Source organism: Kitasatospora sp. NPDC001603 (assembly GCF_040298365.1).
Taxonomy (GTDB): Bacteria; Actinomycetota; Actinomycetes; order Streptomycetales; family Streptomycetaceae; genus Kitasatospora.
On the sequence record NZ_JBEPAA010000018.1, the window covers coordinates 64,346 to 81,342 of the forward strand.

A 16,997-nucleotide genomic window follows, 5' to 3' on the forward strand; every position below is an offset into this window, starting at 1 on the left:
CTGCCGGGCCGGTCAGTCGAGGACGGCGACGGCCTCCACCTCGACCAGGTGCTCCGGCACGTCCAGGGCCGCGACGCCGATCAGCGTGCCGGGCGGCACGGGGGTGGTGCCGAGTGCGGCGGCCGCGCGGCCGACTCCCGCCAGGAAGAGGGGCAGCTTGTCGGGGGTCCAGTCGACGACGTACACGGTCAGCTTCGCCACGTCGTCGAAGGAGGCGCCGGCCCCGGCCAGCGCGGTCGCGACGTTGAGGTAGCAACGCTCCACCTGGGCGGCGAGATCGCCCGCGCCGACGGTGACCCCGTCGGCGTCCCAGGCGACCTGCCCGGCCAGGAAGACCAGCCTGGATCCGGTCGCGATCGACACCTGCCGGTAGGCGCCGATCTCCGGCAGTCCGGTGGGATTCAGCAGGGTGATGGCCATGGTGCCGGTCTCCTTCGCCTTCGTCGCGCAGGGTCGGGCGGGCCTGCCGCGCCCCGGTCCCGCGCCGTCCGTGGTCACTTGTGGTTACTCAGGAACCATAGGAGAGTGAGTTCTGACATGGAAGAACGCACTTTCCAGTGACGGGGGAACCTCATGGTGACCAAGCAGTTCGGCGACTCGGCCGAGGAAGCCGACCTCCGGCGGGCGGACTCCCTGGCGCGGGAGATCTTCTCGGACGTCGCCAACAAGTGGGCGCTCCTGATCATCGAGGCCGTGGGTGAACGCACCCTGCGGTTCAGTGAGTTGCGTGCCGAGGTGGAGGGCATCAGCCACAAGATGCTGACCCAGAACCTGCGCATGCTGGAGCGCAACGGCCTGGTGGAGCGGCGGGTGTTCCCCGTGGTGCCGCCGCGGGTCGAGTACACGCTCACCGAGCCGGGCCTGGGCCTGCGCGACACCGTCCACCGGATGTGCGACTGGACCCGCCGCAACCTCGACCACATCGAGACCGCGCGCAGCAGCTTCGACGCCTGAGGTGTCGCGTCCGGCCCGTGTTGTCCCGGACTGCCCTGGCCGGTGCGGGGTTCGCCCGGCGCCGGGCGCCATACCAGCCGGACCTGCCGGACCCGCCGGACCTGCCGGACCCGCCGGACCCGCTATCCGGTCTGGGGAATGTGCTGGACAGCGGGGCCGGTGCGGCAGATGGTGGGCAGCATGGAGTTCACCCATCTCGGCCGTACCGGCCTGACCGTCTCCCGACTCTGCCTGGGCACCATGAACTTCGGCCCGCACACCACGGAGTCCGACGCCCACCAGATCATGGACACCGCCCACGAGCGGGGCATCAACTTCTTCGACACCGCCAACTCCTACGGCCGCGACGAGGAGGGCAACCAGAAGGGCCGCACCGAGGAGATCATCGGCAGATGGTTCGCCCAGGGCGGCGGCCGCCGCGAGCGGACGGTGCTCGCCACCAAGGCGTACGCGCCGATGGGCGACTGGCCGAACGAGGGCCGGCTCTCCGCGCTCGCCATCCGCCGCGCCGTCGAGGCCAGCCTGCGCCGCCTGAACACCGACCACATCGACCTGTACCAGATGCACCACATCGACCGGGACACGCCCTGGGAGGAGATCTGGCAGGCGATGGAGGTCCTGGTCGCCCAGGGCAAGATCATCTACGTCGGGTCCAGCAACTTCGCCGGCTGGCACATCGCCCAGGCCCAGGAGGCGGCCCGCTCCCGGCACTTCCTCGGCCTGGTCAGCGAGCAGTCCCTCTACAACCTGATCGACCGCACGATCGAGCTGGAGGTCGTCCCCGCCCTCCAGCACTACGGCCTCGGCCTGCTGCCGTGGTCCCCGCTGCGCAGCGGTCTGCTCGGCGGCGTGCTGCGCAAGCTGCGCGAGGGCGCCGCCGTCCGCGGCGCGATGGGCCACGCGAGCGAGGTCCTGGAGGCCAACCGCGAGCGCATCCAGGCCTATGAGGACTTCGCCGCCGAACTCGGCGCCGACCCGGCCGACCTCGCCCTCGCCTGGCTGCTCAGCCGCCCCGTGGTCACCGCGCCGATCATCGGCCCGCGCACCGCCGCCCACCTCGACGCGGCCGTCGCCGCGCTGGACCTCAAGCTCGACCAGAAGACCCTCGACCGCCTGGACGAGATCTTTCCCGGCCACCGCCCCGCCCCGGAGGACTACGCCTGGTAGGACGGGCCGGCCTCTGGCGCGGTGTCACTCGTCCCGTCCCTCTCGTCTCATCCCGCTCATCCCGCTCGTCGCGCCCTTCGCGCCGTGCCCCGGTCCCGGGCGCGGCGCGAAGGGCTTCGGCGCGGCGCGCACGCGTGGACCGCGGGCCTTCGGCGTACCCGCCGGTCACCCCGGTGGGCTGTGGTAACACTGGCTGACATGACGGAAAGGCCTGCCGAGCGCAGTAGTTACCACCACGGGTCCCTCCCCGCGGCGCTGGTCGCGGCGGCGCTGGCGCTGCTGGACGAGGAGGGGCAGGCGAAGGTCACCATGCGGGAGGTGGCACGGCGGGCGGGCGTGTCCCCGGGCGCGCCGTTCCGGCACTTCCCCGACCGGCAGGCGCTGCTGACCGAGCTGGCGGACCAGGTGCTGGCCGACTTCGAACGGTGGCAACTGGCCGAGATCCGGCGGAGCGAGGGCCCCGCGATGAAGGCGATGGGGCTGGGGTTCGTCCGCTACACCATCCATCACCCGCACCGGTTCGAGCTGGTCCGCTCCCGGGTGTTCACCGCCTCCCGGCAGCCGGAGCTGCGGGAGCGGCTCGCCGGGATCGACGAGGCGCTCACCGGCTTCATCGTCGCGGACCAGGAGGCGGGCCGGTTGCGCCCCGGGGACCCGGCCCTGGTGGGCCTGGCCGGGCAGGCGCTGGTCTACGGGCTCGCGCAGATGATCCTGGACGGGTACCTGCCGCCGGAGAAGGCGGAGGAGCTGGCGGTGCAGGTGCTGGACACCTTCGGCCAGGGGATCGCCGGCCGGAGCTGACCCAGCGTCAGTCCTGATCAGCAACGACCCTTCCCGCTAGCGGATTTGATGGCACGCGGAGCCTTGACCGGACTCCCGCTCGCTGATGTAATCACCGATTACATAGGTGGAGCAGAGAGCTGGGGGCACGCATGTTCGCCAAACCGACTCCGGGATACACCACCGCGGCCGTCACCGGGGACACCGTGGTGCTGCTGATCGGGATGCGCATCAACCGCTTCTGGGCCGTCCACCACTGGATGCCGGTGATGGCGGCGATGTTCCGGATGCTCCACGACCTGGCCAAGGAGCCGGAGCGCGGCCTGCGCGGCCGCATCCTCCTGACCGCCTCGCCGCGGACGTACTACATCGTCCAGTACTGGGAGTCCAAGGAGAAGCTGTACGCCTACGCGTCCGCGCCGGACGCCTTCCACCACAAGGTGTGGGGGATGGTGAACCGCAAGATACGCGCCGGGAAGGTCCGCGGGCACGTGGGGCTCTGGCACGAGACGTACATGGTGCCGGAGGGGTCGTACGAGGCGATCTACTTCGACATGCCGCCGTTCGGGCTGGCCGGGGCGCACGGGTCGCTGCCGCTGGAGAGCCGGGGGCGCCGGGCGTCGGACCGGCTCGCCTACCGCTCGGCGGCGGGGGGCCGGAAGGCGCCGGGGGAGACATCCGGGGGCGGGACGGCGTCCGGGTCGGCGCCGCAGTAGTAGGCCGGGCGGCCCCCGGGGGTCCGGCGGGCCACCCGGGCCCCGGCCCGAGCGAGTGTGTGTCGCGGGCCCGTGGCGGCCGGGCGGCGTGAGAGCGTCGGGGGATGGTGGAGAGCGGTGGCCGGGCGGCCGTGGTGCACGAGGTGCCGTACTACGCGCAGTGGGAATCCCCGGAGCTGGTACAGGAGATCATCGACGGATCGGTGGGCGCGGCGGACGACCCGCGCTGGGGGCAGTCGGGGGCGCAGACGCCGGAGGACTACGCGTACTGGTCCTGGCGGCTCTGCGGAGTGGCGTGCCTGCGGATGGCGCTCGACCGCTGGTGGGGGGTGGCGCCGCCGCAGGTCCCGCTGGCCGCGGAGTGCTTGGCGGCCGGTGCGTACGAGCGGGACGGCGAGCGGCTGCACGGGCTGATCCACACGCCGTTCGCCGCGTACGTCCGGGAGCGGTGGGGACTGGCCGCGCAGGCGCGGGAGCTGACGGCCGACGAGGTCGCGGCGGAGGTGGCCGCGGGGCGCCTGGTGATGCTGTCCGTGCACCCCGCGATCCGCGAACCCGAGGGGCCCGAGCCGCACCGGCGCGGCGGGCACCTGGTGCTGGCGGTGGGCGTCACCGGCACGGCGCTGGTGATCCACAACCCGTCCGGGTTCGCGGGGGAGTCGCAGGCCTACGCGCACGTGCCCTGGCGGCTGTTCGACCGGTTCTACGCGGGGCGCGGGATCGTGCTCGGCCCGCCGGCGCACGGCCGGTCGGCCGAGGCGGGAGAGCCGGAGGCGGCGGAGGGGGCGGAGGTGGCGGACACGGGGAGTTGAGCGGCGGCCGGATCGGGCGGCCGGATCGGGCGGCCGGGGAGAACCGGCCATCGGCCCGGCCGTCCGGCACCGGCCGTCGAACTGGCCTGTGCCGGGCGTCCGGTGTCGATAAGTCAGGTCCTCGGTGTCAGGCCGTGGTGGCCGGCAGGCCGATCGGGTTGATCGGGGGCAGCGCACTGCGACAGAGCGCCGAGATCGGCGTGAGCGCGGCGGCTAGCCGGTCGAGTTCGGTGCGCGGATGGCTCTCCCACACCCGGGCGGCGGCCAGGTCGGTGGCGGCCTCCAGGGACTGGTGACGGATCCGGCCGCACTCGGTGATCGTGCCGCGCTCCGTCAGCCAACCGCGTTCCACCAGACGGGCGGTGGCGGCCGCCCACTCCTCGTCGGTCCAGCCGCGCATCGGCTGCAGCACCTCGCGGCGGACGTCCAGCGCGCAGCGCACCACCAGCGCCTCGCAACCGTCCAGCCCGGCGGAGACCAGCGCCGCGACATGGCCGTCGCCGCGGTGCTCGCGCATCACGGTTGCGGCCTGCCAGAGCCGTCCGTACAGGCCGGCCGGGCGGGGGACGGCGGCGTTGGCGGCGGCCAGCACCCGGCCCGCGCAGTCCAGCCGGTCGACGGCCCGCTCCAGCAGGTCGGCCACCCGCTCGACCTGTTCCGGCTCCACGTGCTCCAGCAGCCGGGCGAGCGCCGCCGAGGCGCCCGCGACCCGGGCCGCCAGGGCGCTGTCCGGGTCCGCCCGCTTCCAGACGTCCGGCAGGGCGCGTTCCACCATCGAGGGCGCGAAGTTGAAGAACGCGGCGACCACCGGCGGTGCGTCGACCGCGCCCAGCGGCGCCGCCCGCCCGGCGAAGTAGCCGCGCCAGCCGCCGCGCAGTCCGGCCTCCTCGAACGCCGCGCGGCCCTCGGGGGAGAAGTAGGTGACGGCGTGCACCGGCTCGAAGAGCCACCACAGGGCCCGGGCGGGATGGACCAGATCGGCCAACGGAGGACCTTCCTCGGAGTGAGCACGAAGAGTGCGTGAGGGGGGTGGGAGTGGGGTGCTTCTGCGGAGCTCGGAGGGGGTGGTTCTGCGACTGCGTGAGGCGGCTGGGAGGGGGTGCTACCGCGGAGCGGGCCGGGCCCCGCGGGGGAGTTCCGGTGCGGGATCCGCGGAGGGTGTGTGGCGGAGAAGGGGCGGGAGCGAGGGCGGCCGGAGGTGCGAACGACAGGTTTCACAGGGCTGATGACCACGGCGGCGCTCGCGCTAACCCCCGAGCGGGTGTGATGCGGGTCACGGGGAGGGTTCGCCGTTCAGTTCCCGCCCGCTCCCCGCGAGATGATGGGGCGAGGTGGCCGTTTCGGGCGCCGGGAACCCTCGTAGGAAGCGAAGCATCGGAAATGGCGCAGATCAACCCCAGCATCCTGTCCGCGGACTTCGCCAGGCTCGCCGACGAGGCCGAGGCCGTCAGGGGCTCGGACTGGCTGCACGTCGACGTGATGGACAACCACTTCGTGCCCAACCTGACCCTGGGCGTCCCGGTGGTCGAGGCCCTCGCCCGGGCCACCGGCACGCCGCTCGACTGCCACCTGATGATCGAGGAGCCGGACCGCTGGGCCCCGCAGTACGTCGAGGCCGGCGCCGGCTCCGTCACCTTCCACGTCGAGGCCGCGGCCGCGCCCGTCCGGCTCGCCCGGGAGATCAAGGCCAAGGGCGCCCGCGCGTCCATGGCGCTGCGGCCCGCCACGCCGATCGAGCCGTACGAGGACCTGCTGCCCGAGCTGGACATGCTGCTGATCATGACGGTCGAGCCGGGCTTCGGCGGCCAGGCGTTCCTGGACATCATGCTGCCGAAGATCCGCCGCACCCGGCAGCTGATCGACAAGCACGGCCTGGAACTGTGGCTGCAGGTGGACGGCGGGGTCTCCGCGAGCACCATCGAGCGCTGCGCCGAGGCCGGCGCGGACGTCTTCGTGGCCGGCTCGGCGGTGTACGGCGCGGAGGACCCGGCCGAGGCCGTCGCCAAGCTGCGCGCGCTCGCGGACGCGGCGACCGCGGACTCCTGGTGGGCCTGCAAGCACTGAGTCGTCGGGGACACCGCCCCCGGGCCGCGGTGACGAGTTGTTGATCAGCTGTGACGGACACGGTGCGGCCCGCGGGCCGGGCCCGACGTACAGTGCCGGCTGACTGTCGGAGGGGAGAACCGTGGACCTGGACCAGCAGGGGAGTGGACACGCCGGAGCGGTGGGTGCCGGAGCGGTGGGTGTCGGGGTGGCGGGCGGCGTTCCGGTGCCGCCGCCCCCCGTCGCCCCGCCGCCGCCCGTGATGGCACCGCCGCCCGCCGTGCCGCCCGTGATCGGCGTCACCGGCCGGGCCCGCACGGGCTTGTTCGGCCCGGGGGCGTTCGCCCCCGGGACGCTCGGGCGGCGCCGGCTGCTCAGGGCGGGCCTCGGCCTCGGCGGCCTCGCCGTCGTCGGCACCGGTACCGCGGTGGCCCTGTCCGGCGGTTCGGACGGCTCGGGCAGCCGGTCCGGCGGCTCCGGTGGCCCGGGCGTGCCCTCCGCCGCCGGTACGACCCCCGCCACGGCGCCCACCGGTACGGCGGGACCGTCCGGCGCCACGGCCGTCGTCCCCTCGCTCCGCAGCGAGGAGCAGCACTCGGCGGCCCGGAACGGCGCCGCGGTGAAGATGATCACGATCATCCCGGAGGGCATCGCCCGCCCGGCCGACCTGCCGGTCTGCGTCGCCCTGCACGGGCGCGGCGCCACCGCCCAGGCGTGGACCGACCTCGGGCTGCCGCAGATCCTGGTCGCCGCCATCGCGGCCGGCGTCCCCCCGTTCGCGGTGGTCGCCGTCGACGGCGGCGACGCCACCTACTGGCGGCGCACGCCGTCCGGCGACGACCCGCAGAAGATGCTGCTGGAGGAGCTGCCGGGCTGGCTCGCCAAGCAGGGGCTGCGCGCGCCCGACGCGGCGATGGGCATATCCATGGGCGGCTTCGGCTCGCTCCGCTACGCCCGCAACCGGGGCGCCGGCTTCGGCCCGGTCGCGGTGCTCAGTCCGGCGCTGTTCCGCAGCTGGGGCGACGCCAAGGCGGTGGGCGTCTTCAAGGACGAGGCCGACTGGCGCGAGAACGAGCCGCTGCTCCACCAGGACCAGCCGCACGGCCGCCCGATCGGCGTCTGGTGCGGCACCGAGGACCCGTTCTGCGACGCGGCCCGCAAACTGGCCGGCGACACCGTCCAGGCCCGCTTCACCCCCGGGGTCCACGACGCGGCGTACTGGCGCAAGGTCCTGCCGGACGCGGTCGCCTTCCTCGGCCGCGCGCTGGCGGGCCGCGGCGCCGGCTGACGGGGCGGGGCGGGTGGCCGGCTGATCGGCTCAGCGGGGGCCGGCCGTCCGGAGTGGGTGGAGCGCCGTCCCCGCATGGTGGATGATCATTGTCGACGCCCCTCCGGCCCGGCCCGCACGGCCCCGGCCGGCCCCGACCCGTACGGTGGTGGATCCGCGACATGAGCAACCTCGACCAGAAGCCCGCTCCGACCCCCTGCGGCGGCGAGTCCGGCGCCGGACCGGTCCGCGAACTGCTGACCGGACGCCAGGTCCCGCTGGGTGAGAGCACCGTCGTGCGCCGCCTGCTGCCCAACCTCGGCCGCCGGATGGTCGGCGCCTGGTGCTTCGTCGACCACTACGGCCCGGACGACATCGCCGACGAGCCCGGCATGCAGGTCCCGCCGCACCCGCACATGGGCCTGCAGACGGTCAGCTGGCTCCACCAGGGCGAGGTCCTGCACCGCGACAGCCTCGGCAGCCTGCAGACCGTCCGCCCCTACGAGCTGGGCCTGATGACCTCCGGCCGTGCGATCTCCCACTCCGAGGAGTCCCCGCGCGCGCACGCCCGCTTCCTGGAGGGCGCCCAGCTCTGGGTCGCCCTCCCGGACGCCCACCGGCACACCGCCCCCGCCTTCGAGCACCACGCCGACCTGCCCGTCGTCACCGCCCCCGGCCTGCGCGGCACCGTCATCCTGGGCAGCCTCGACACCGCGACCTCCCCCGGCACCGCCTACACCCCCCTGGTCGGCGCCGACCTCGCCCTGACCGAGGGCGCCGACCTCAAGCTCCCCCTGGAGCCCGGCTTCGAGTACGCCGTGCTCGCCATGTCCGGCAGCGTCGACGTCGACGGCGTCCGCGTCGAACCGGGCTCCATGCTCTACCTCGGCACCGACCGCCGCGAACTCCCCCTCCTGGCCCGCACCGACGCCGCCGTCCTCCTCCTCGGCGGCGAGCCGTTCGAGGAGAAGCTGGTCATGTGGTGGAACTTCATCGGCCGCTCCGGAGAGGAGATCAACCAGGCCCGCGAGGACTGGATGACCACCACCCGCTTCGGCGAGGTCCACGGCTACGACGGCGCCCGGCTCCGCGCCCCGGAACTCCCCGCGCTGCCCCTCAAGCCACGCGGACGGGTGCGCTGACCCGCTGCCACGGGTACCGCCGGGAGCATCGGTTCGCCGCTCCGACGACCCAACCAGTGGGTCAGTGGCTGCGGTCAGGCAGGGTGGCGCGCACGCGGAAGCCGCCGCCGGTGGTGGGGCCGCTGGTCAGGGTGCCGCCGAGGCTCTCGGCGCGTTCGTGCGGGCCCCGGCGACGTCATCCGTCGTGCGAGTTCCGCCGGCACGTGGCTACGATCGGAGGGAGCCCTTCCGGATGGTGGTGAGACGGAAGCCAGGTCGCCGATGCCCCCGAGGTCCGTGCCGTGGCCGCCGTATGTGCGGGTCGCGCCGTGGTTGCTGATCGTCGGCGGGCTGGTGTGGAATTCGCTGGATCCGGCCGACTACTGGGGTGACCCGTTGCTGGCCGCCGCCGCCGTGTTGTCCGGGGCGCTGCTGACCCTGCGGGACACCTGTGCGGTCGGACTGGCAAATGTGACCGGGATCCTGGTGCTGTCCACCCAGGACGGGTCGATCGGGACCGCCGACGGGTTCCTGGAGCTGGCCAACACGGCCTTCGCCGCCCTGCTAGGGGTCGGGGTGAACCGTGTGGTGGCCCGGCACGGGCGGCGGCTGGCGCGGGTGCGGTCGGTGGCGGAGGCGGCGCAGCGGGCGGTGCTGCCGGAGCCGCCGGGGCGGGTGGGGGAGCTGTCGGTCGCGGCCTCCTACCACGCGGCCCAGGACGAGGCGCTGATCGGCGGGGACGCCTACGCGCTGCAGACCACCCGCTTCGGCGTCCGGGTGCTGATCGCGGACGTGCGGGGCAAGGGGCTGCAGGCGGTGGGGGCGGTCTCGGTGCTGCTGGGGGCCTTCCGGGAGGCCTCGCACCGGGTGGCGGACCTGGCGGCGCTCGCGGACGCGCTGGAGGACTCGCTGCTCCGGGAGGCCGACCAGATGAGCGAGGAGCTGCGGATGGAGGGGTTCATCACGGCGCTGCTGGTGGAGCTCCCGCTGGGGGAGGGGGTGGTGCGCACGCTCGACTGCGGGCACCCCGGCCCGTACCTGCTGAGCGCCGACGCCCGGCTCGCGCCGCCCGTGCTGCGGTTGGACGCGGCCGACCCGGGGCTGCCGCTGGGGATGGGCGGCCTGGGGGTCGCGCGGCCCGCGCCGGAGAGCCGGCCGTTCCCGCCCGGGTGCACGCTGCTGCTGGTGACCGACGGGGTGACCGAGGCCCGGGATGCGGCGGGGGAGTTCTACGACCCGGTGCTCGGGCTGGCCGGGCTGGGGCCGGTCGCCGGGCCGGGCGAGGTGCTGGACGCGCTGGTGGCCGATGTCGAGCGGTGGACCGGCGGTCCGCGGGACGACGACATGGCGGTGCTGGCGATCACCCGTCGGTCGGAGGGCTGAGGGCGCGGCAGCTCGGGTGGACGGGTCGACATTCGGACGGGTGGACATGCGTACGGGTCGACAGGCGGACGGGTCGATGGTTCGACGCGGCCACCGTCGGTCACGCCCATATCACGGTGGGGTGACGTCCTCGCGGTACTCCACGGAATCCGGCCAAGTTGAGTGGTGGCGTCCGATGGCCGGAAAGTAGGGGTCCGAATATCGGACGGAGAAATGGACGGCCGACCGCCGACGGCCCCCGGGTGCTCCTCGGCCCGTGCCGCCTAGGCCGACCGGCCGCGGCGGCCCCGCGCCCGGGCCATAAGGGCGCGTAGGAGGCCTGCAAGGGGTGGTCGGGGGAGTGGCGGGATCCGGCCGACCGGCGGTTCGTCCGGAAACGGACCCGGTGGTTGCCCGGTGTCGAAGGGGTGACGGAAAGTCGAACCAATGAACGAGAAGCCTCACCCCCGTCGGGCCCGTCTGTTCGGCCACCGCGACTTCCGGCTCCTGCTGACCGGCGCCGCGGCGGCCCAGACGGGCAGTCAGGTCACGCTGGTCGCGCTGCCGTTGGTGGCGGTGGTGGTGCTGGACGCCACCCCGTTCGAGGTCGGCCTGCTGACCGCCGCCGAGACCGCCGCCTTCCTGCTGGTCGGACTGCCGGCCGGAGCCTGGCTGGACCGGATGCGCAAGCTTCCGGTGCTGATCCGCGCCGACCTCGTGCGCTGCCTGGCGGTCGGGACGATCCCGCCGGCGGCGGCGCTCGGGGTGCTGACCATGCCGCAGCTCTACCTGGTGGCGCTGGTCACGGGGGTGGCGACGGTGTTCTTCGACGTCGCCCACCAGTCCTTCCTGCCCGCCGTCCTGCCGCGCGAGCAACTCGTCGACGGGAACGGGGCGTTGGAGACGGTCCGGTCCTCGGCGCAGATCGCCGGGCCGGGCCTGGGCGGTGGACTGGTCCAACTGCTCGGCGCGCCGCTCGCCATCGTGGCCGACGCCTTCGGCTACCTGGTCTCCGCACTGCTGCTCGCCCGGATCCGGGTCGAGGAGCCGCTCGCGGAGCCGGAGCCCGGACGCTCGCTGCGCGCCGAGGTGGGGGAGGGCGTGCGGTTCGTGCTCGGGCACCCGCTGCTGCGGGCGATCGCGGCCGCCACTGCGGTGTCCAACCTGTTCGCGGCCGTGCTGATGGCCGTGCAGACCGTCTTCTGGGTGCGGGTGCTCGACCTGGCACCGGGGGCCATCGGCGTGCTGCTGTCGGTCTCCGCCGTCGGCGGGCTGGCGGGCGCGCTGTGCGCGGGCCGGCTGGCGCGGTGGGTCGGACAAGCCCGGCTGATCTGGCTGTCCACGCTGGTGACGGCGCCGTTCGCGGTGCTGTGGCCGCTGTCCGACGGCGGCCTGGGCGTGGTGCTGTTCGGCCTCGCCTCCGGGGTGGTGCTGTTCGGGGCGGTCGCCTACAACGTCGCCCAGGTCAGCTTCAGGCAGAGCGTCTGCCCGCCGGAGCTGCTCGGCCGGATGAACGCCACCATGCGCTTCCTGGTGTGGGGCACGCTGCCGATCGGCGCGCTGGGCGGCGGCATCGTCGCCGACTCGGCCGGGCCGCGGGCCGCGCTCTGGCTCTGCGCGGTCGGGTTCCTGCTCGTGCCGGTGCCGCTGCTGCTGTCGCCGCTGCGGCGGATGCGCGAACTGCCGGGCGGCCCGGACGGTATCGGGTCGACCGCCGCCGGCGGGGACGCCACCGCGACCACAACCGACAGCGCCGCCGGGGGCAGCCCCGATCGCGCCGCCGAGGAGCCCGCCGTGAGCCCCAGCACCCACTGACCGACCCCAGACCTCCTGCCGAGCCGCGACCGGAAACCGGAGACCGTTCCCGTGCACGCCAGCATCACCTCCGCCTACCTCGCCCGGTACCGCAGCGCTGCCGCGGACTCCCCGGCCGACCTGCTCCCGCTGACCGGAGCCCAGCGACGGTTCCTGATCACCCGTCGACTCGCGCCGCACGACCGCTCCGACGTCGTCCCGCTGTTCTTCGCCTACCCGCGGGGCACCCTCGACGTGGAGCGGCTGGCCCGCGCCGCGGCCGCCGTCGCCGCCCACCACCCGGCCCTGTCCGGCGGCTTCGCGACCGTGCGCGGCACACCCGTCCTGCGGGTCGGCGGCCCCTCGGCCGAGGCCGCCCGGATCACCGTCGCCCCCGGCGACACGGCCCGCGCGGCGCTGCGCCGGGCCCTGCTGGACCGCCCCGCCGGCGGCCCCGCGCTGCGCCTGCTGGTGGCCCGGGACCCGGACGCCGAGGAGGAGCTGCTCGCCCTCGCGCTCGACCACGCGGCCTGCGACGAGCAGTCGCTCGGGGTGCTCACCGCCGAGCTGAGCGAGGCCTACGAGGGCGGTGACGCCCCGGCGGCGGGCCCCGGCCCGCAGGCGCTGGCCGACTACCGCCAGGCCGTCGAACTCCAACTGGCCGCCGAGGACGCCGCCGGCGGGACCGCCGCCCAGGCCCACTGGGGCCGTCGGCTCGGCGCCCTGACCGGGGCCGGCGGCGGCGCGGCCACGTCCACCGGGATGCTCACCGAGCGGCTGCCCGCCGCCGAGGGCGCCGCCCGCGGCGCGGTCTTCCCGGCCCTGCTGGACGCCGTCGGGGCCGCCGCGCACCGGCTGCACCCCGTGGACGGCCCGCTCGCGCTCGGCTACCCGTGGGGCGGCCGCCCGCCCGGCGCGCCCGCCGCGCTCGGCTGCTTCCTCAACACCCTGGTGCACCCGGCCGGTCCGACCGCCACCGACGACCTGGACGCCCTCGCCGACGCCTGGTGGGACGACCTCGACCACGCCGGCACCCCGTTCGACGAGGTGGTGCGCGCCGCACGGACCGCGGGGGCGGCCTGGTCGGGCACGCTGGACGCCATGCTCACCCTGGAGGACCTGCACCGCCGCCCGCCGCTGGTGCTCGGCGGCACGCCCGGCCGGGAGACCCACCTGGCCGGACGACCGCTCGCCGCCCCGCTCGCCGTCTCCGCCTCGCACGGCGACGACCTGCTGGTCCGGCTCGCCTGGGACAGCGACCGCTTCGCCGAGACCGACGCCCACGCCGCCTTCGCCGACCTGCTCGCCGTCCTGCGGCAGCACCTCTACGCCCGGCCCCGCCCGGGCGCGCTCGCCTGATCCGCCTCCGGGGTGGAGCGTCTGACGGTCCGTCGGGCGCCGGCGCCTGACCTGCCGCCGGTATCCGGCGGCCGACCTGGCGCGGGGCTCCCACAGCCGGGCCACCGGGCCCGAACGCGCCCGCCCCGGCCGGGGCTCGCGCCGCACAGCTCCCGTGCCCACAGCTCCCGTGCCGCACCGCTCCCGCGCCCCACCGCGAGGGCCCGACCTCCCGCGCCCCACCGCGAGGGCCCGACCTCCCGCGCCCCACGCCGCGGGCCCCGACCTCCCGCGCCCTCCCGCGCGGGCCTGAGCTCCCCCACCGGATCCGCCTCGCCGGATCCACCGCGCCTGGACGCGCGGGCCCCGACGGGCCCGACCGTGCAGATGCCCCGACCCGGGACCGCACCGTCACCTCGGTGCGCCCCGGTTGACAGCCGGAACGGGACCACCCCACGCCCGCCGCCGGCGCCACCACCGACGTGCCGACAAGCCCACCACACAAGGGAACCGCCCATGTTCGCACTCTCTCCGTCGCAAGAGATCGTCTGGCTGCACGAACAGATGCTGCCGGGCAGCCGCGCCTACAACTTCACCGCCGTCCTCGACCTGTACGGCACCCTCGACCGGGACGCGCTGCACGCGGGTCTGGCCGCCGTCCTGGACCACCACCCGGGCCTGCGCCTGGAGTTGGTGCCCCGGCCCGAGGGCCTGCCCGGCCAGCGGGTCGCCGAGGGGTGTCGACCGGAGCTGCGCCACAGCGACTTCACCGCCGAGGACGACCCGGACGCCGCCTTCCGGCGACTGCTCGCCGCCGAGGCCGAGGAGCCGGTGGACACCGAGCGGGCGCCGGTGCTGCGCTGGCACCTGGTCCGGATCGCCGAGGAGCACCACCGGCTGATCCACGTCGAGCACCACCTCGTCCACGACGGCCACTCCTTCGCGATCCTGCTGCGCGACCTGTTCACCGTCTACCGCGCCCAGGTCCTCGGCGAGCCCTACGGGCTGCCCGCCGCCCCCTCGTACGAGGAGCACGCGCGGACCGCCGCCGACGTGTCCCGCGAGCGCGCTCTCGAGTTCTGGACCAAGGAGCTGGCCGACGCGCCGCGCGAGGTCACGCTGCCCGGGCTGGCCCGGCCGGGCGCCGAGCGCCGCCACCGGGGCGGCCAGCTGCGCCAGTCGATCGGCGCCGACCTGGCCGAGCGGCTGCGCGAGCGCAGCAAGGCGGACGGCCACACCCCGTTCAGCACCATGCTCGCCCTGCTCGCCGAGCTGCTGCGCCGGCACAGCGGGCACCGCGAGCTCGTGGTCGGCACCGCCGTCGGCAACCGCCCGGAGGGCTTCGAGGGCACCGTCGGCATGTTCGTGAACACCGTGCCGCTGCGCCTGCGGCTCGATCCCGCCGCGCCCGGCACCGAGGCGGTGGACGAGGTGACCGACGTCCTGATGCGCGCGCTGCCGTACCAGGACCTGCCGGTGCAGGAGCTGACCCGCCGCCTGGGCCTGCACACCAGCGGCGCCGACAACCCGCTGTGGAACGTGATGTTCAGCGCGCACGACGCGGCGCTGCCGGACGTCCAGGCGCCCGGGCTGGAGGTCTCGCTGTACGAGGGCTTCAACACCGGCACCACCCGCTTCGACCTCGACCTGGTGCTGCTGCCCGACGACCGCCGGGTGGTCGGCGAGAAGCACGGCGTCGCCGGCATGACCCTGGTCTGGGACTACGACGCGGACCTGTTCCGCGAGTCCGAGGCCGTGCTGCTGTCCGAGCGGCTGCTGGAGCTGCTGCGCTGCTACCTCGACCGCCCGCTGGCGCCGATCGCCGAGCTGGCCCCGGCACCCGAGACGGAGCCGGCCGCCGCCGTGCCCGCGGACGCCCCGGCCGTGCCCACCGACGCCCCGGCGCTGCTCGACCCGGCCGCCGCCCACGATCCGAGCGCGCTCGCCCTGCTGGCCGGCAGCGAGCGGATCAGCTACGGCGAACTCGACCGCCGCGTCGCCGCGCTGGTCGAGCGGCTGCGCGCCGCCGGGGTCGCCCCCGGTCAGCCGGTGGCCACCGTCCTGCCGCGCGGCGCGGACAGCGTGGTCGCCCTGCTCGCCTGCCTGCGCCACGGCGCCGTCTACGCGCCGCTGTCCACCGAGGACCCGGCCGGCCGGCTCGGCCTGCTGCTGGAGCGGCTGAGCCCGGCCCTCGTCCTGGCCACCCGGCAGAGCGCCCTCGCGCTGCCCGCCGAGGGCGTCACCCCGGCGCTCCTGGACGGCCCGGCGTTCCCGAAGGCCGAGCCCGCCGCGGTGCTGGACGGCGCCGCCTACCTGATCCACACCTCCGGCTCCACCGGTGTGCCCAAGCCCGTCCGGGTCGGCCGTGAGGCGCTCGCCGGCTACGTCGCCGCGATCGCCGCACGCTACGAACTCACCTCCGCCGACCGGGTGCTGCTGTTCGCCCGGCCGTCCTTCGACGTGGCGCTGGAGGAGGTGCTGCCCGCCCTCGCCGTCGGCGCCGCCCTGGTCGTGCCGCAGCGCGAGGTGCCCACCGGGCCCGAGCTGGTGGCCGTCCTCGCCGCCCGCGGCGTCACCGTCGCCAATCTGCCGACCAGCTACCTGCTCGCCGTCCGCGAGGAGCTGTGCGAAGCGCTGCGCGACGACCGCTGGTCGCCCCGGCTGCTCGTGCTCGGCGGCGAGCGGCTGCCCGCCCGGGCGCTCGCCGACCTGATCGAGCACACCACCGTGCTGAACGGCTACGGCGTCACCGAGGCCACCGTCACCTCCACCGTGTACCAGGTGACCGCCGCCGATGTCGCCGCGGACGCCGAGGTCCCGCTCGGCACCGAGCTGGACGGCGTCCGGATGTACGTCCTGGACGACACCCTGCGCCCGCTGCCGGCCGGCTGCGTCGGCGAACTCGTCGTCGCTGGGCCGATGCTGGCCGACGGCTACCTCGGCCTGCCGGAGCCGACCGCCGCCCGCTTCGTCAGCGTCCCCGCGCTCGACGGCGCCCGCGTCTACCGCACCGGCGACCGCGGCTACCGCGACCTGGACGGCCGGCTGTGCTTCCTCGGCCGCGCCGACAACCAGGTCAAGCTCCGCGGCCACCGCATCGAGCTGGAGGAGATCGAGGCCGCCGCCTCCGCCGAACTCGGCGGCCGCTCCTGCGCGGTGGTGCTGCACACCGACCCGCAGACCGGTCCCCGGCTGCTCGGATTCCTGGAGGGCGCCGACCGCCCCGACCAGGCCGGCCTGCACGAGGCGCTCGCCCGCCGGCTGCCCGGCGGACTCGTCCCGGCGAGCTGGACCGCCGTCGCGGCGATGCCGACCCTGCCCGGCGGCAAGCCCGACCGCGCCGCCCTCGCCCGGCTCGCGGACGAGGCCGAGGAGGCCGCCGACGCGGAGACCGCGCCGAGCGCCTTCGCCGACCCCGCCCAGGAGTTGATCGCCGCCGCCTGGCGCGAGGTGCTCGGCCACGACCGCTTCTCCGCGGACTCGCACTTCTTCGAGGTCGGCGGCCACTCGCTGCTCGCCGCGCAGCTCGCCGCCCACCTGGAGCCGCACCTCGGCAGCCGCCCGCCGCTGCGCACCCTGTTCCGCCACGCCGTGCTGGCCGACCAGGCCCGCGCCCTCATCGGCCAGAAGTGAAAGGCGGCCC

General features: G+C 75.1%; 14 protein-coding genes. 12 read left to right on the forward strand and 2 right to left on the reverse strand.

What is annotated here, in order from left to right:
• Positions 1-12: 12 nt before the first annotated feature.
• Positions 13-420 carry a RidA family protein gene (locus ABT263_RS14505; protein ID WP_352290813.1) on the reverse strand — a complete coding sequence of 136 codons (408 nt, stop codon included), beginning with the start codon at positions 418-420 and terminating at the stop codon, positions 13-15.
• Between the two features lie 153 nt (positions 421-573).
• On the opposite strand from ABT263_RS14505, the gene ABT263_RS14510 reads away from it, so the two are divergent.
• The 5 genes from ABT263_RS14510 (at position 574) to ABT263_RS14530 (ending at position 4,429) form a co-directional block, all read left to right on the forward strand.
• Positions 574-954, forward strand: coding sequence for a winged helix-turn-helix transcriptional regulator (locus tag ABT263_RS14510; protein ID WP_352290814.1), 381 nt, complete (start codon positions 574-576; stop codon positions 952-954).
• A 180-nt stretch (positions 955-1,134) separates the two neighbouring features.
• Positions 1,135-2,121: an aldo/keto reductase gene (locus ABT263_RS14515; protein WP_352290815.1), complete on the forward strand. Its 987-nt coding sequence runs from the start codon at positions 1,135-1,137 to the stop codon at positions 2,119-2,121.
• Positions 2,122-2,319: 198 nt separating this feature from the next.
• The gene (locus ABT263_RS14520; protein WP_352290816.1) at positions 2,320-2,922 is read left to right on the forward strand and encodes a TetR/AcrR family transcriptional regulator; all 603 of its coding nucleotides are present in this window, start codon (positions 2,320-2,322) and stop codon (positions 2,920-2,922) included.
• Between the two features lie 131 nt (positions 2,923-3,053).
• Positions 3,054-3,617, forward strand: a complete 564-nt coding sequence (locus ABT263_RS14525; RefSeq protein WP_352290817.1) for a DUF4188 domain-containing protein — start codon at positions 3,054-3,056, stop codon at positions 3,615-3,617.
• Positions 3,618-3,721: 104 nt separating this feature from the next.
• Positions 3,722-4,429: a C39 family peptidase gene (locus tag ABT263_RS14530; RefSeq protein ID WP_352290818.1), complete on the forward strand. Its 708-nt coding sequence runs from the start codon at positions 3,722-3,724 to the stop codon at positions 4,427-4,429.
• Between the two features lie 127 nt (positions 4,430-4,556).
• Here the strand turns inward: ABT263_RS14530 and ABT263_RS14535 are convergent, their stop codons facing one another.
• Positions 4,557-5,414 carry an SCO6745 family protein gene (locus tag ABT263_RS14535; RefSeq protein ID WP_329486721.1) on the reverse strand — a complete coding sequence of 286 codons (858 nt, stop codon included), beginning with the start codon at positions 5,412-5,414 and terminating at the stop codon, positions 4,557-4,559.
• A 395-nt stretch (positions 5,415-5,809) separates the two neighbouring features.
• Between ABT263_RS14535 and rpe the strand changes: the two genes are divergently transcribed.
• The 7 genes from rpe to ABT263_RS14570 all read left to right on the forward strand — a co-directional run bounded on the left by rpe (position 5,810) and on the right by ABT263_RS14570 (position 16,987).
• A complete protein-coding gene (gene rpe, locus ABT263_RS14540; protein ID WP_352290819.1) occupies positions 5,810-6,493 on the forward strand; it encodes a ribulose-phosphate 3-epimerase in 684 nt (227 codons plus the stop codon).
• A 121-nt stretch (positions 6,494-6,614) separates the two neighbouring features.
• Complete coding sequence (locus tag ABT263_RS14545; RefSeq protein ID WP_352290820.1) at positions 6,615-7,760, forward strand: alpha/beta hydrolase; 1,146 nt, start codon at positions 6,615-6,617, stop codon at positions 7,758-7,760.
• Between the two features lie 161 nt (positions 7,761-7,921).
• Positions 7,922-8,881 carry a pirin family protein gene (locus tag ABT263_RS14550; protein WP_352290821.1) on the forward strand — a complete coding sequence of 320 codons (960 nt, stop codon included), beginning with the start codon at positions 7,922-7,924 and terminating at the stop codon, positions 8,879-8,881.
• A 261-nt stretch (positions 8,882-9,142) separates the two neighbouring features.
• The gene (locus ABT263_RS14555) at positions 9,143-10,243 is read left to right on the forward strand and encodes a PP2C family protein-serine/threonine phosphatase (RefSeq protein ID WP_352290822.1); all 1,101 of its coding nucleotides are present in this window, start codon (positions 9,143-9,145) and stop codon (positions 10,241-10,243) included.
• A 426-nt stretch (positions 10,244-10,669) separates the two neighbouring features.
• On the forward strand, positions 10,670-12,037 hold the full coding sequence (locus tag ABT263_RS14560) for an MFS transporter (protein ID WP_352290823.1): 1,368 nt from the start codon (positions 10,670-10,672) through the stop codon (positions 12,035-12,037).
• 51 nt (positions 12,038-12,088) lie between these two features.
• Positions 12,089-13,375, forward strand: a complete 1,287-nt coding sequence (locus ABT263_RS14565; RefSeq protein WP_352290824.1) for an amino acid adenylation domain-containing protein — start codon at positions 12,089-12,091, stop codon at positions 13,373-13,375.
• 495 nt (positions 13,376-13,870) lie between these two features.
• Complete coding sequence (locus tag ABT263_RS14570; protein WP_352290825.1) at positions 13,871-16,987, forward strand: non-ribosomal peptide synthetase; 3,117 nt, start codon at positions 13,871-13,873, stop codon at positions 16,985-16,987.
• Positions 16,988-16,997: the final 10 nt, after the last annotated feature.